Genomic DNA, 12734 nt, shown 5'->3' with positions numbered 1-12734 from the left:
ACGCTACCTCACCACGTTCAGAAGTTCTTGCATCAGATCATTGATCGTCTGCATGACACGGGCATTCGCCGCATAGGCGTTTTCCAGCTGAACCAAAAACGCCATTTCAGCATCGAGATTGACTGAGTAGCTTTCCTCGTACCGGACCGCGAGATTGAGCGTCAGAGCTTCTTTGGAATCCGAATACGTCTTTGCATCGGCTGCCTGGTTGCCCTGATAGGCCACCGTCTGGTTGATGTAGTCCAGAACAGTTCCTTGGAACGGGCTCGAGCTGCTGCCCATACCGGCCTCAGGATCAAAATAGGCAGTTTCGTTGGTCAATGCATTCAGCAGATACTGCGCCCGCGCAGGATCGTTCTCAGAGTTTGCAGCTGGGGTTGTCTGGTAATCGACTAGCAGAGAACTGTCCGCAAGCAGCGCTGGATTGACGCTTATACCATTCGCAAACCCGACACGCTGTCCGCCGTTCTCAGGAGCATCGGTAAACACTTCAGTGCCGTTACGCTGGTCAACAAAGATCGACAGGCCCAAGCCCTGATCGGTGGTCGCTGAAGGCGTGATATTCGCCGACAAGCTCTCAACCGTTGTCGCATTGGGTACGGTGGTGCTGTCACCAAGAATGCGCAGGTTGTCGCTGCCGTCGTTGGAGACCTGCAAATCCGGCGCTGCGGTTCCCAAGGCTGCGATAATATTCGTGATGTAGGTCGCAGGAGTACCGCTGGAGATGTCAATGCCGACAACCGTGTCATTCGGATTGGTTGTTGCTGTATCTGCAAGCGGCAACAGAGTTGGATCGCTGACCGCCTTCAGCGTGATTGTCTGCGACTGACCGGCCGAGTCGGTGTACTCCAGATTGATTGTATTGCCGGATTGAAGACCGGACACAGGCAGGTCGAAGCCCGTGTCCGGACCAACAGTTGCCGCAGTGCTGGCTTGCGTCACATTTGAGAACGCCAGAGAAAGTTCAGCTGCGATGGTATCCAGCTGTTTTTGGGCCTCGATCAGGACGTCGTCCCGCAACTCCATGGTTGCGACCATGAGGCCCGTGCCAGTCGTGCGGTCACGCCCTGAGGCCCCTGCAGGTACGATATCAAACTGGGCACCACCGGCCGTCGTTGCGACTATGGCGTTACCCTGCTGATCTGCTCCCAGCCTGTTTGTCGGCTGAAAGGCTAGCGTTGCTGCCTCACCATCAGAGAACAATGGTTGGCCGTTTTTGGTCTGAATAAAAAGCGTATTCGTGGTCGTTTTGCTGACATTGAGATCCAGGTAACCGGAAAGCTGTTCAACGAGGCGGTCGCGCTCGTCTTCCATTTCCGAGCTGGAAACGCCAGCCTGTGTGGCATCACGGATGGCCGCATCGATTGATTCAATGCTGGACAGAAGACTGTTTACGGTCTCCGTCTGGCGAGCAAGCGCCTCGTCCGCCTCCTGGCGCAAATCGGCGATCTGCTGGTAGGAGGAATTCAATTCCCGCGCCATCGCGTCAGCAGCAGCCACCACTTCCTGCTGAGCAGCGTAGTTGCCTGGTTGGTTGACCAGCGACGACAGCGCCGCAGTCAACTCGCCTGCCAGGGCTGATAGGCCGGTCTGATCACCAATGGTGCCAAAAATGTCGTCGAGACGATCTGTGAAAGCCGCGATCTGTTTGCCGTAGTTCGTGTCGGCCAAGGAATTGAAGTAATCCGATTGGATTTCTTCATTAATGATGCGGCTGATCTCGTTGGTGACGATCCCGGCGACATTGCCTTCGCCGTCGAAATAGGCATTTGCAGAGACTGTTTTCTTGGAATAGCCGGCCGTATCAGCGTTCGCGATATTCGACGCAGTTACATCGATCTGACGCTGATTAAACGATATGCCGAAAACCGCTGTATTCAGGGCACTTGTCAGTCCCATGGCGGCTACTCCTCAGAATTACTCAGAAAAGGGATCGCTGGCGGCCAAAGCCGCCAGCGGATGAGCGTTAGCGGACCATATTCAGGGCGCTGTCCAGCATTTCGTCCGCAGAAGTGACGATCTTGGAGTTTGCCGAATAGGCTTGCTGCGTAATGATCAGCTTGGAAAACTCGTCCGCAATATCTGCGTTGGAGAGCTCAAGAGCGTTGGAGATCACGGCACCGCCACCGGACAGGTCGGCATCACCGGAGTCGGAGGTAGCAGCAAAGGCCGCTCCATCCACCCGGCGCAGGTTCTGCTCGGCCTGGAAAGTTGCCAGCGGAATCTCATAAAGTGCACGTGTCTGGTTGTTGGAATAGCTCGCAATCACGCGGCCAGATTCATCGATGGCGATGTTCGTAAGTTCACCGGCTGCATAACCGTTCTGGCTAAGGTTAACGGATGTCGCAATTCCATCCGGATCAGCAAATTGGGTCAGAGACCCGTTTGCAAAGGAGATTGTAATACTGTCGGCTGCATTACCAGCGGTACCTGCTGTGACACCGCCAACCGTTATTTCATCAAGCGTGAAGCTTTCCGTACCAGTGTTGGTGACCGTTACAGCGCCGGCCCCGTTCGGGGTAAGCGTGCTGACATCGCCGTTGCCGTCAAACGTCACATCGCCGATCTTGTAGTACTCGTTCGTCGCATCGCCGCCGGTATCAATATACATGCTCCAGACTTCGGCGCCGGCAGTGTTATCAGTCTTGGCCCAGCGGATGTTCAGCGGAACTTCCGAACCGTTTGAATTATAGGTCGTGACAGAGCCGCCTGTGATTGACGTGGCGAGAAAGTCCGTCTCATTCGTGCCGCCGACTGCAATATCGCTGGCGCCGAGGTTTGCACCAGTAGCAGGCGGAGAGTTCGCACCTGTGTTTAAAAGAGCGGTATCTGGATCAGACCCATCATAGTTCGTGGTATCTGGAACCGTCGGCAAGCTTGCCTGGTAATTCACAGTTGTTGTGGAGTTAGCGGCCAGCGGCTGACTGTTGATCTGAATAACCGATGGATTGTCACCGACCGGGTTGCCGGTCGTCGGATCAAGAGGGAAACCCTTCAGATAGTAACCGGACTGGTTGACGAAGTAGCCCTCCTTGTTGACTTCAAAGTCGCCAGCGCGCGTGTAAAAGGAGTCATCTGCAAAGGTTGTCGAGCCGTCGACAAAGTCGGCCGCCTGCGTAACGACAAAGTACCCCTCGCCATTGATGGCCATGTAGGTATCAACGTCGTTGGATGAGATGTCGCCACCGATTGAGTTGGTTGCTCGCGACGTGGCATAGGTTGTTCCAGAGACTTGGTCGGCCTGCGTGGACCCGCCACCGGACACCAGATCGGAGAAGGTTGTATCGAGACGCTTGAACCCAACCGTCTGTGAGTTCGCAACATTGCCCGAGATATTTTCAAGCGCGGTCGCCTGCGCTGACAAACCAGAAACGGCGGAGTTGATCGCCCCGTAAATACCCATGTTTCGTCCTCTTGGTCACTGTGGGCATGCTCCTGAACAAGGACAGCCCGGTTTCGAAGAGGATCAGCAAGCAATGTGCCAAACAGCACAAGGGTCGAAATCAACAAATAATATCAGTTAGATAAAACAATTTTCCTCGTTTACCTATCGGCGAACGACAGCGGTACACCCTGTTCAGAGCGGCAAAAACTTCCCGGCAGACAGGCAAGAGTCTCCACTTACCGGTGCTCAACCGGCACACTCTGCAAAAAGCTGACTTGCATCCCATGCGCCCGCCTGCCACTTTTCGGCAACATGAATGACAGGGACACCCACATGCGCTTTGAAGGCACCGATAGTTACATCGCCACTGAGGATTTGAGAGTTGCGGTTAATGCCGCAGTCGCACTCGAGCGGCCCCTACTGGTCAAGGGCGAACCGGGAACCGGAAAGACTGTCCTTGCTGAGCAGGTCGCTCAGGCCCTGAACGCCCCGTTGATCGAGTGGCATGTCAAATCGACCACCAAAGCCCAGCAAGGCCTTTATGAGTACGATGCGGTTTCGCGGCTGCGCGACAGCCAGCTCGGCGACGAACGGGTCAAGGACATCAACAACTACATCCGCAAAGGCAAACTCTGGGATGCGTTCGTGGCACCGGAAAAACCGGTTCTGCTGATCGATGAAATCGACAAGGCGGATATCGAGTTTCCGAACGACCTTCTGCTCGAACTCGATCGCATGGAGTTCCACGTTTACGAGACCGGTGAAACGGTTCGCGCCACACAGCGCCCCGTCGTAATCATTACGTCGAACAACGAAAAGGACCTGCCGGACGCCTTCTTGCGCCGCTGTTTCTTCCACTTCATCAAATTCCCGGATGCAGAGACGATGACCGAAATCGTCGAAGTTCACTTTCCGGGCATCAAGCAGCGCTTGCTCAACGAAGCACTGCGCATGTTCTTTGAAGTCCGGGATGTTCCGGGCCTGAAGAAGAAGCCGTCAACCTCGGAGCTTATCGATTGGATCAAGCTGCTTCTAAATGAAGACATTGACCCTGAGACCTTGCGCCAACAGGATAGTGGGAAATTGATTCCGCCCCTGCACGGTGCTTTGCTGAAGAATGAACAGGATGTCCATCTTTTTGAACGCCTGGCATTCATGGCACGCCGGGAACGGGGATAATCCGATCACGGGACGCATCTAACATGCTCCATCTGACGAAACTTGCCCTCCTCTGCTTGATCGGCGCTTGGACACTCTCCGGCATTGATGCCGCCGAGGCCCAGGTGAGCCCGGAAGCTGAGGCTGGCTGGCAGAGCGATGTAGAGGGCCTGCGGCATTTTACCGGCCTCCGCTGTCCGGATGTTATTGGAGCTTATTACCGTATCAAAGTGATGGAAGGTGATGGCTCGAGCCTGGCTGGCTGCATCTATACCGGCCGCGACGGCATTACCGCGGTATTGCGGATGCACTTGCAAGGCTCAGGACGCCGCGAAGCAGTCAGTTTTTCACGCAGCTATAAGGCAGCCGGGTTTGAATCCATCTTGTTAAGCGGCCCCGCCGAGACAGGCATTTCCTTCAAGACCGGAACGCGGGATAACGCGACCCAATGCGAAACCTTCTGGCATTTTGCCGGTGCTAAAGCCGACTTCACCCTATGGATGGCCTACACTCTACCAACCCAGGAAATTGACATTGGCCCGGCAATCGCGTCTTTCACAGAAGCATTGGCCCGCCAGAATTGACCCGGTTCGGCTCCAAAGGACAAAAGCGAGGGCATCTGCATGCGTCTCTACCTTTTTAGGCACGCAAAATCCGACTGGGGAGACGCCGATCTTGCAGATTTTGACCGTCCATTGAACGGACGCGGGAAATCTGCAGCCCGCGTGATGGGGCGGTACATGCGGGAACAAAACCTCCTTCCAAACCGCATCCTGTGCTCCACCTCTTTGCGAACCCGCGAGACGCTCTCTCGCACCCTGCCGTTTCAACCCCAGGAAGCGCAGATCCATCTGTTGTCCGATATCTACGACGAAAGCGATCTCAGCTATACCAACGTGATCCGGCGCCATGGCGGACGGGCCCAACAGCTCATGGTGATTGGGCACAACCCGGCCACCGAGCAGACCGCAATAGAACTCGCCGGAACCGGTGATGCAGATGCCATGGCAGATCTGCGGATCAAGTTCCCCACTGGCGCGCTCGCGGTCATCGACTTCGACATTGCCGGCTGGGATGAAGTGCAGATCGGAACCGGCCACCTGGAGCGGTTCGTCAAGCCCCGGGATCTCGTCGCAAAATTGGACGACTAACCGCCGGAGCGCCACTTACATTTGCAAGTCCATGGACTGACGCCTACATGACGGCCATGGAGGCCATTGCTTGACATCCCTGACAAATCTCGCCGAAGAAGCCCGGCTGACCCTTGCCAATCTGACAGATGCCGCAACAGACCTGGCTGTACCAAGCCTGCGTCTCGGCGTCACCGGCCTGGCCCGCGCGGGCAAGACCGTGTTACTGACATCACTCGTGCACAATCTGGTGCATGGCGGCCGCCTGCCTGTCTTCAGCGCCGCAGCGGGTCAGAGGATGACCGGTGCACGCCTTCAGCCCCAGCCCGACGATGCGGTTCCAAGGTTCGACTACGAAAGCCATGTTCAGGCCCTGGTCAAAGACCGGGTCTGGCCGCAATCCACACGGCAGGTTTCCGAACTCAGACTGACCATCGACTATGAAAGCGCCTCCTACGTTTACCGGAAACTCGGACCGGGCCGCCTGCATCTGGACCTCATCGACTATCCTGGCGAATGGCTTTTGGATTTGCCCTTGCTCGACAAGGACTATGCAACTTTTTCCGCCGAGGCTGTTGCACGGGCACGGAAAGAGCACCGGTCATCGATTGCCGGACCCTTTCTTGAGGCATTGAATGAAGCCGCTGCAAAAGCGGATGCTCCGGAAGATGAACAAACTGCGCAGAAACTCTCAGCGGCTTTTAAAAGCTATTTGAGCGCCTGCCGCGCGGATGCACATGCCTTGTCGATGCTGCCACCCGGTCGGTTTCTGATGCCCGGCGACCTTGACGGGTCTCCAGCGCTCACCTTCGCGCCACTCGACATTGCCCCGGATGCGCCCCCGGCGCGGACGGGCACAATGCGTGCGATGATGGAGCGGCGGTATGAGGCCTACAAGACCCATGTGATCCGCCCGTTCTTCCGCAACCATTTTGCGCGGCTAGACCGGCAGATCGTCCTTGTTGATGTCCTGCAGGCTCTAAACGCGGGCCCACATGCGATACTGGATCTGGAAATTGCTCTCAGCGAAGTGCTGTCGGCATTCCGGCCGGGCCGCCGGAGCTGGCTGTCGTCTATTCTCAGCCGGAGGATTGACCGGATCCTCTTTGCAGCGACCAAGGCCGACCATGTTCACCGCACCGATCACGACCGTTTGGAAGCGATCACCCACCGCCTGGTGGGCAGAGCCGCTGATCGCGCGCGGTTCAAGGGCGCTGAAGTTGATGTTCTTGCGCTCGCAGCCGTGCGCGCGACCCGGGAAGCCAGTGTGCGCCACAAGGGCCAGAAGCTGCCGGCGATCCTCGGCACACCGCTGCCAGGCGAGAAGATCGACGGTGAAACCTACGACGGGAATACCGAAATCGCAATGTTTCCCGGAGACTTACCGGAAAACCCCAACATGCTCTTTGAGGATATTGAATCACTTTCTCAAGACACCGGCCAAACTCCACGTCAGACTGATCCTTCACTGCAGTTCATGCGGTTCCGGCCGCCGAAGCTGGACACGACCGCAGAAGGCCTGACACTGTCCCTACCCCATATCCGCCTCGACCGGGCCTTGGAATTCCTTCTCGGAGACCGTCTGGCATGACCGATACGAACTCCCGCCCACCCCGCAAACCAGCCGCCTTCCGTCTCGATGACAGCAAGGTTCAACTCTCCGACGACCATGCTGAAAACCCATCTGCCGGCCACGCATTGATCACCGAAGAGGTGCTTGACGAGGAAGCCCCGCGCCTCCCTCGCTCGGCCAGCACACCCAAGTCCGGTTCCAGCTTCGGCAAATGGCTTCTGGTTGGTCTCGGTGGTCTTGTTTCCCTCAGCATTGGCCTGGCCGTAGACAGTCTGATCCGGGATCTCTTTTCCAGAACCGACTGGCTCGGATGGCTTGGCGTCGCCCTTGCCGCCATCGCCGTTGCCGGACTGATTGGTCTGACTGCGCGCGAACTTGCCGGTGTTCTCCGTCTCAAGCGCATCGATGATCTCCGGGAGCGTTTACAGACCGCTGCTGACACCGATGATGCTGAGAAAGCTCAGAACGGCCTGAAAGACCTCCTCGCCATTTACCAGGACCGGCCGGAGACCGCGCTTGGACGCAAGACGTTGAGTGGCCATATGCGCGAGATCATCGACGGCAAGGATCTGGTGATGCTGGCCGAACGCGATCTTTTGCAGGCTCTGGACCAGGAAGCCCGCAAGATCGTCATGAACAGTGCCAAGCGGGTCTCCATCGTAACGGCTGTGAGCCCCCGGGCGTTGGTCGACCTTCTAATGGTCCTGTTTGAAAACGTCCGCATCATCCGCCGCCTGTCGACCCTTTACGGCGGGCGTCCGGGCACGCTCGGCTTTATCCGATTGGCCAAGCACGTCTTGGCCCATCTTGCAGTTACCGGCGGCATGGCCGCAGGTGATAGCCTTGCCTCACAAGTGCTTGGTCACGGCGTGGCCGCACGCCTGTCAGCACGTCTCGGCGAGGGCGTCATCAACGGCATTTTGACCGCACGCATCGGGATCGCTGCAATTGCCGTCTGCCGGCCGGCGCCGTTCATTTCAACAAAGGGACCCAGCGTGTCCGACTTCATGGGCGAACTTTTGTCATCCGCCGAAGCTGAGACCGAGCCCAAGAACGGCAAAACCTCGAGCTAACCGGACCAGAAAACGGTCTGTTTAATTACTTGAAAGCCAAACATAGAAAATAGGCTCCAGCACGCCAACAACCTTTAGTCGAAATCTGCAAGAACAACTTAACCAAACCCAAGCATTTCGAATGTAATTCCGCTACGGAATTGACCCTTGTCAATGCAAAAATTACTTTGCTGGCGTAGCCATTTTGCGACCCGAAGAGAGGACACAAAATGGCCACAGAAACACTTCCAACAACAAACAAGGCTCCGGCAACCGCCAAGAATGGGACCCTAACCGAACCGGCCAAAAAGCCAGCTCCGAAGCGCACCCGGAAAACTCCCGCGCAAGCGACCCCGGCTCCCACTACAGCTGAACAAAAAGAGGCCAACGACCGCCTGCATCAGCTCGCTCAAATGCGTCACGATCCCGCAGCGATCAATCATGTCTTCGAAACTGGCGAATATCCTTACGCCAACAAGATGAAGCGGGCGCCCTATGAAAAACGGAAAGCGGCCCTTCAGGCAGAGCTGTTGAAAGCACAGCAATGGGTCCAGGACACCGATCAGCGCATTGTTCTCATCTTCGAAGGCCGGGATGCGGCTGGCAAGGGCGGTACGATCAAACGGTTCAACGAACATCTGAACCCACGGGCGGCCCGCGTGGTTGCGCTTCAAAAGCCAACAGAGCGCGAAAGCAAACAATGGTATTTCCAGCGCTATATTGAGAACCTGCCCTCCGGCGGTGAAATGGTGTTCTTCGACCGGTCCTGGTACAACCGCGCCGGTGTCGAACGGGTCATGGGCTTCTGCTCGCCGAACCAATACCTGGAATTCATGCGTCAGTGCCCTGAAGTTGAACGGATGCTGGTCCGCGATGGAGTTCTGATGTTCAAATACTGGTTCTCAGTCACATCCGACGAGCAGCGCCGCCGCTTCAAGCAGCGGGAAGTCGATCCGCTGAAACAGTGGAAGCTCTCCCCGATCGACAAGGCCTCCCTCGACAAGTGGGACGACTACACCGAGGCCAAGGAAGCAATGTTTTTCTATACCGACACCGCCGATGCGCCCTGGACCATCGTCAAGTCGGATGACAAGAAACGTGCCCGCCTCAACTGCATGGAGCATTTCTTGTCCTCCCTGCCCTATCCGGGCAAAAATACCCGTGTGGTCGGCCAGCCAGATCCGCTAATTGTCGGCACCGGCCATCACGTCATCGGCCGGGATCACCACATCCTTGGCAAGACGCTCCATCCGGACATCAAGGGTGGCCGGTCTACAAACGGCAGCTGACCAACTATTTGAGGCGTTAGATCAAGGACGAACACGAACCTTCGATCGAAGTATCGCCTACATGCCGCACCGGCCTTGAGCCGGTGCCTTGCATTCAAACCGAACTCATTTCTAAAGGCTGAGTACCCGTCAAGTCCCGGATCTTCGCCTCGCTGCGTCCGGGAAGGCTTGATCGCAAGCGATGCCAGAGGTCTGCTACGCATCTGATCGCAGCGTCCGTCCGACCGTCTTCAGTTACGGCCCCTATTACCTCAAGAACGGCTCGACACCCAACGCCGCCGCCGTTAGTGTCAAGCGCATGTTCATTACCTTTTTCACCGAACTGAAATCCGCCGGAATCCCGGTCTCCTTGCGTGAGTATCTGACGCTGATGGAGGCGCTGGATAAGGATCTGGCCGAGCGCAGCGTCGAGGATTTTTATTATCTGGCGCGCCTGTCGCTGGTGAAGGACGAGAGCAATCTCGACAAGTTCGACCGGGTGTTCGGGACCGTGTTCAAAGGGCTGGAGCTGATGAGCGACGTGCCCATCACGGAGATCCCGGAAGACTGGCTTCGCAAGCTCGCCGAAAAACACTTGAGCGAAGAGGAAAAAGCGCAGATCGAGGCCATGGGCGGATTTGAGAAGCTCATGGAGACCTTGGCCGAACGCCTCAAGGAACAGGAAAAACGCCACCAAGGCGGCAATAAGTGGATTGGCACGGCGGGTACTTCGCCATTTGGCGCCTACGGCTACAATCCGGAAGGCATCCGGATTGGCCAAAAGGAAAGCCGCCACCGGCGTGCGGTGAAGGTCTGGGACAAGCGCGAGTTCAAGGATCTCGATGACACCCAGCTTCTTGGCACCCGCAACATCCAGGTTGCCTTGAAACGGCTGCGCAATTTCGCCCGCACTGGCGCAGCGGAAGAGCTGGATCTCGATCATACGATCAAGGCGACCGCTCACAAGGGCCTTCTCGACATCAAGATGCGCCCCGAACGGCACAATGCCGTCAAGGTGCTGCTGTTCTTCGACATTGGTGGATCGATGGACGATCACATCCGGGTCTGCGAAGAACTCTTTTCGGCCGCTAGGTCCGAATTCAAGGTGATGGAGCATTTTTACTTCCACAACTGTCTTTATGAGACGGTCTGGAAGGAAAACAGGCGGCGCCACACCGAGCGGCTGCCAACGATGGACGTGCTGCACAAGTACCCGTCCGACTACAAAATCATCTTTGTCGGCGATGCCTCCATGAGCCCCTATGAGATCGCCTATCCGGGTGGATCGGTGGAGCACTGGAACGAAGAAGCAGGATCTGCCTGGATGCAGCGCGTCACCGGGCTCTACAACAGCGCCATCTGGCTCAACCCTGTCCGCCAGGAACACTGGCGTTATACACCCTCGATCCAGATGATGCAGGAATTGATGGAAAACCGCATGTTCCCGATGACCGTGGAAGGACTGACGGACGCCATGAAGGAACTGGCCCGCTAACCGGCCCATAGGGGCGCAGAATATGTCTGGACAGAAACCGCCCGCCTCTGCCTCGCCGGTCGCCCACGCAACAACGACCGGCATGACCGGTGGCGGGTTTTACAATCAGAACTCCACACCGCAGTGGGACGCAACGGCTGCTGTCCTTGACCATCTGGAAGCCGCTGCGGATGCGCTGCCGCTGGACGGTACCGGGCCGATCTGTCTGGCCGATTTCGGCTGCTCGGAGGGGCGAAACTCCATCGCAGCGTTGAGCAGGCCCGTCTCCCGCCTGGTGCAGCGGACAGACCGGCCGATCCAGACGATCCATTCCGACCTCCCAACCAATGACTTCTCAAGCCTCTTGCGTTCTCTGCGGCCGGAGGGGCACTCCGTTTTTGGACAGCCAAATGTCTATTCGTCCGTTGTTGGCGGCTCGATGTATAACCAACTGCTGCCGGATAGAAGCCTACATATGGCGACGACGTTCAACGCGATCGGTTTCCTGTCCAGAAAACCCATTGCGACGCTGCCGGGTTACATCTTTCCAAATGGTCCAAGCGCTATCCGCAACAACGGCTTCGTTTCCGAAGAAGATCAGGCGGCTTTTTCAGAGCTCGCGCGGCAAGACATTGCGACCTTTCTAAAAGCCCGATCCAAGGAGCTGGTGCCAGGCGGCAAGCTGCTGCTGCAGGTGTTCGGCGCAAATGAGACCGCCAGCACCTGCGACGGGATCTATGATCTTCTAAACGATGCGGTTCTCTGTTTCGTCGAAGACGGCTCGATATCCGAGGACGTTTACGAGGCGTACTATCAGCCGGTCTATATGCGGACGTTGGAGGAACTGACAGCGCCTGTCAGCGATCCGGCACTTGGCGCTGCCGGGCTTTTCCAGATTGACCACGCAACATCCTACGAGATCCCGGTCTCCTTCAATGAGCACTTTTCCGCGGATGGAGATCTGGAAACTTACGCGCGGGATTACGTCAATTTCTTCCGCGCCTTTACTGAAGCGGTTCTCCGAAATGCACTCCCGGCAAACGATCAGCGGGACACTCTTGTTGAGCAGATCTACGAAAAAGCCATTCAGTTGCTGAAAGCCGCACCGGACCTCTATCCGTTCCGCTATATCGCCGTCGCAGCACTCATGACACGAACAGACAGTCGGGTGATTTGAAAAAAACGGCGGCAGGCTCTCGCCCACCACCGTCTTCCTCCTCCAGAGAAGCTGGGATAACCCTCAGCTGTCGCGCAGCACCATGACCGAGCATGGCGCATGACGGACGATGTGGGCGGCATTTGAGCCGATAAAATAGGTGGAGAGCCCCGGTTTGTGGGATGTCATCAACACGAGGTCACACTCTGCCTTTTCGGCTTCCTCGATCACTTCATGGTAGACCGACCCAACCCGGACCATCACATCGACCGCTCCTTCCGGGACATCCAACGCATCACCGATCTTTTGCAGGATGCCAGCGGTTTCCCTCAGCTCGTTTTCCTGAAAGCCTTCCGGCAACTGGCTTGCGACGAAGCTCTGCACTTCCGGACAAACTCCGAGCAAATGAATCTTGGCACTGTAGTCGCGGGCCATCTGAGCTGCTTTCGCCAGAGCATCATCGGCAAATTTCGGTTCAGCCGGATCTATGGGAACAAGGATTTTCTTGAACATGGCGTTACTCCCTTAAAATTCTTGA

General features: G+C 56.8%; 11 protein-coding genes. 8 read left to right on the top strand and 3 right to left on the bottom strand.

The window, feature by feature from the left end; translation table 11 throughout:
• Positions 1–3: 3 nt before the first annotated feature.
• Together flgK and AC0J4F_RS12860 are read right to left on the bottom strand one after the other, a co-directional pair.
• Positions 4–1899, bottom strand: a complete 1896-nt coding sequence (gene flgK / locus AC0J4F_RS12865; protein ID WP_473023666.1) for a flagellar hook-associated protein FlgK — start codon at positions 1897–1899, stop codon at positions 4–6.
• A gap of 67 nt (positions 1900–1966) precedes the next feature.
• Positions 1967–3403, bottom strand: coding sequence for a flagellar hook protein FlgE (locus AC0J4F_RS12860; RefSeq protein WP_473023665.1), 1437 nt, complete (start codon positions 3401–3403; stop codon positions 1967–1969).
• 315 nt (positions 3404–3718) lie between these two features.
• On the opposite strand from AC0J4F_RS12860, the gene AC0J4F_RS12855 reads away from it, so the two are divergent.
• The 8 genes from AC0J4F_RS12855 (at position 3719) to AC0J4F_RS12820 (ending at position 12217) form a co-directional block, all read left to right on the top strand.
• Entirely contained in the window at positions 3719–4564 is an 846-nt protein-coding gene (locus tag AC0J4F_RS12855; protein WP_209174895.1) for an AAA family ATPase, read from the top strand.
• A gap of 23 nt (positions 4565–4587) precedes the next feature.
• A complete protein-coding gene (locus tag AC0J4F_RS12850) occupies positions 4588–5127 on the top strand; it encodes a hypothetical protein (protein ID WP_473023664.1) in 540 nt (179 codons plus the stop codon).
• A 39-nt stretch (positions 5128–5166) separates the two neighbouring features.
• Entirely contained in the window at positions 5167–5694 is a 528-nt protein-coding gene (locus AC0J4F_RS12845; protein WP_473023663.1) for a SixA phosphatase family protein, read from the top strand.
• Positions 5695–5764: 70 nt separating this feature from the next.
• Complete coding sequence (locus AC0J4F_RS12840; RefSeq protein ID WP_473023662.1) at positions 5765–7264, top strand: YcjX family GTP-binding protein; 1500 nt, start codon at positions 5765–5767, stop codon at positions 7262–7264.
• Positions 7261–8319: a YcjF family protein gene (locus tag AC0J4F_RS12835; protein WP_473023661.1), complete on the top strand. Its 1059-nt coding sequence runs from the start codon at positions 7261–7263 to the stop codon at positions 8317–8319. Before AC0J4F_RS12840 ends, AC0J4F_RS12835 begins: the two co-directional genes overlap by 4 nt.
• A 209-nt stretch (positions 8320–8528) precedes the next feature.
• Positions 8529–9587: a polyphosphate kinase 2 gene (gene ppk2 / locus AC0J4F_RS12830; RefSeq protein ID WP_473023660.1), complete on the top strand. Its 1059-nt coding sequence runs from the start codon at positions 8529–8531 to the stop codon at positions 9585–9587.
• A gap of 298 nt (positions 9588–9885) precedes the next feature.
• Positions 9886–11061, top strand: coding sequence for a vWA domain-containing protein (locus AC0J4F_RS12825; RefSeq protein WP_473026428.1), 1176 nt, complete (start codon positions 9886–9888; stop codon positions 11059–11061).
• 22 nt (positions 11062–11083) lie between these two features.
• The gene (locus tag AC0J4F_RS12820) at positions 11084–12217 is read left to right on the top strand and encodes a class I SAM-dependent methyltransferase (RefSeq protein WP_473023659.1); all 1134 of its coding nucleotides are present in this window, start codon (positions 11084–11086) and stop codon (positions 12215–12217) included.
• A 63-nt stretch (positions 12218–12280) separates the two neighbouring features.
• Here AC0J4F_RS12820 and AC0J4F_RS12815 read toward each other — a convergent pair whose 3' ends face one another.
• Positions 12281–12709 carry a universal stress protein gene (locus AC0J4F_RS12815; protein WP_133946515.1) on the bottom strand — a complete coding sequence of 143 codons (429 nt, stop codon included), beginning with the start codon at positions 12707–12709 and terminating at the stop codon, positions 12281–12283.
• Between the last annotated feature and the right edge of the window lie 25 nt (positions 12710–12734).

The organism is Roseibium sp. R5 (genome assembly GCF_055755305.1).
Note: the sequence above shows the minus strand (reverse complement) of the source record. Positions and strands in the feature narration are given on the sequence as shown.

Coding starts and splice junctions, on each gene's coding strand:
- flgK (WP_473023666.1), bottom strand. CDS start 1,899: ATGGGACTGACAAGTGCCCTGAATACAGCGGTTTTCGGCATATCGTTT.
- AC0J4F_RS12860 (WP_473023665.1), bottom strand. CDS start 3,403: ATGGGTATTTACGGGGCGATCAACTCCGCCGTTTCTGGTTTGTCAGCG.
- AC0J4F_RS12855 (WP_209174895.1), top strand. CDS start 3,719: ATGCGCTTTGAAGGCACCGATAGTTACATCGCCACTGAGGATTTGAGA.
- AC0J4F_RS12850 (WP_473023664.1), top strand. CDS start 4,588: ATGCTCCATCTGACGAAACTTGCCCTCCTCTGCTTGATCGGCGCTTGG.
- AC0J4F_RS12845 (WP_473023663.1), top strand. CDS start 5,167: ATGCGTCTCTACCTTTTTAGGCACGCAAAATCCGACTGGGGAGACGCC.
- AC0J4F_RS12835 (WP_473023661.1), top strand. CDS start 7,261: ATGACCGATACGAACTCCCGCCCACCCCGCAAACCAGCCGCCTTCCGT.
- ppk2 (WP_473023660.1), top strand. CDS start 8,529: ATGGCCACAGAAACACTTCCAACAACAAACAAGGCTCCGGCAACCGCC.
- AC0J4F_RS12825 (WP_473026428.1), top strand. CDS start 9,886: ATGTTCATTACCTTTTTCACCGAACTGAAATCCGCCGGAATCCCGGTC.
- AC0J4F_RS12820 (WP_473023659.1), top strand. CDS start 11,084: ATGTCTGGACAGAAACCGCCCGCCTCTGCCTCGCCGGTCGCCCACGCA.
- AC0J4F_RS12815 (WP_133946515.1), bottom strand. CDS start 12,709: ATGTTCAAGAAAATCCTTGTTCCCATAGATCCGGCTGAACCGAAATTT.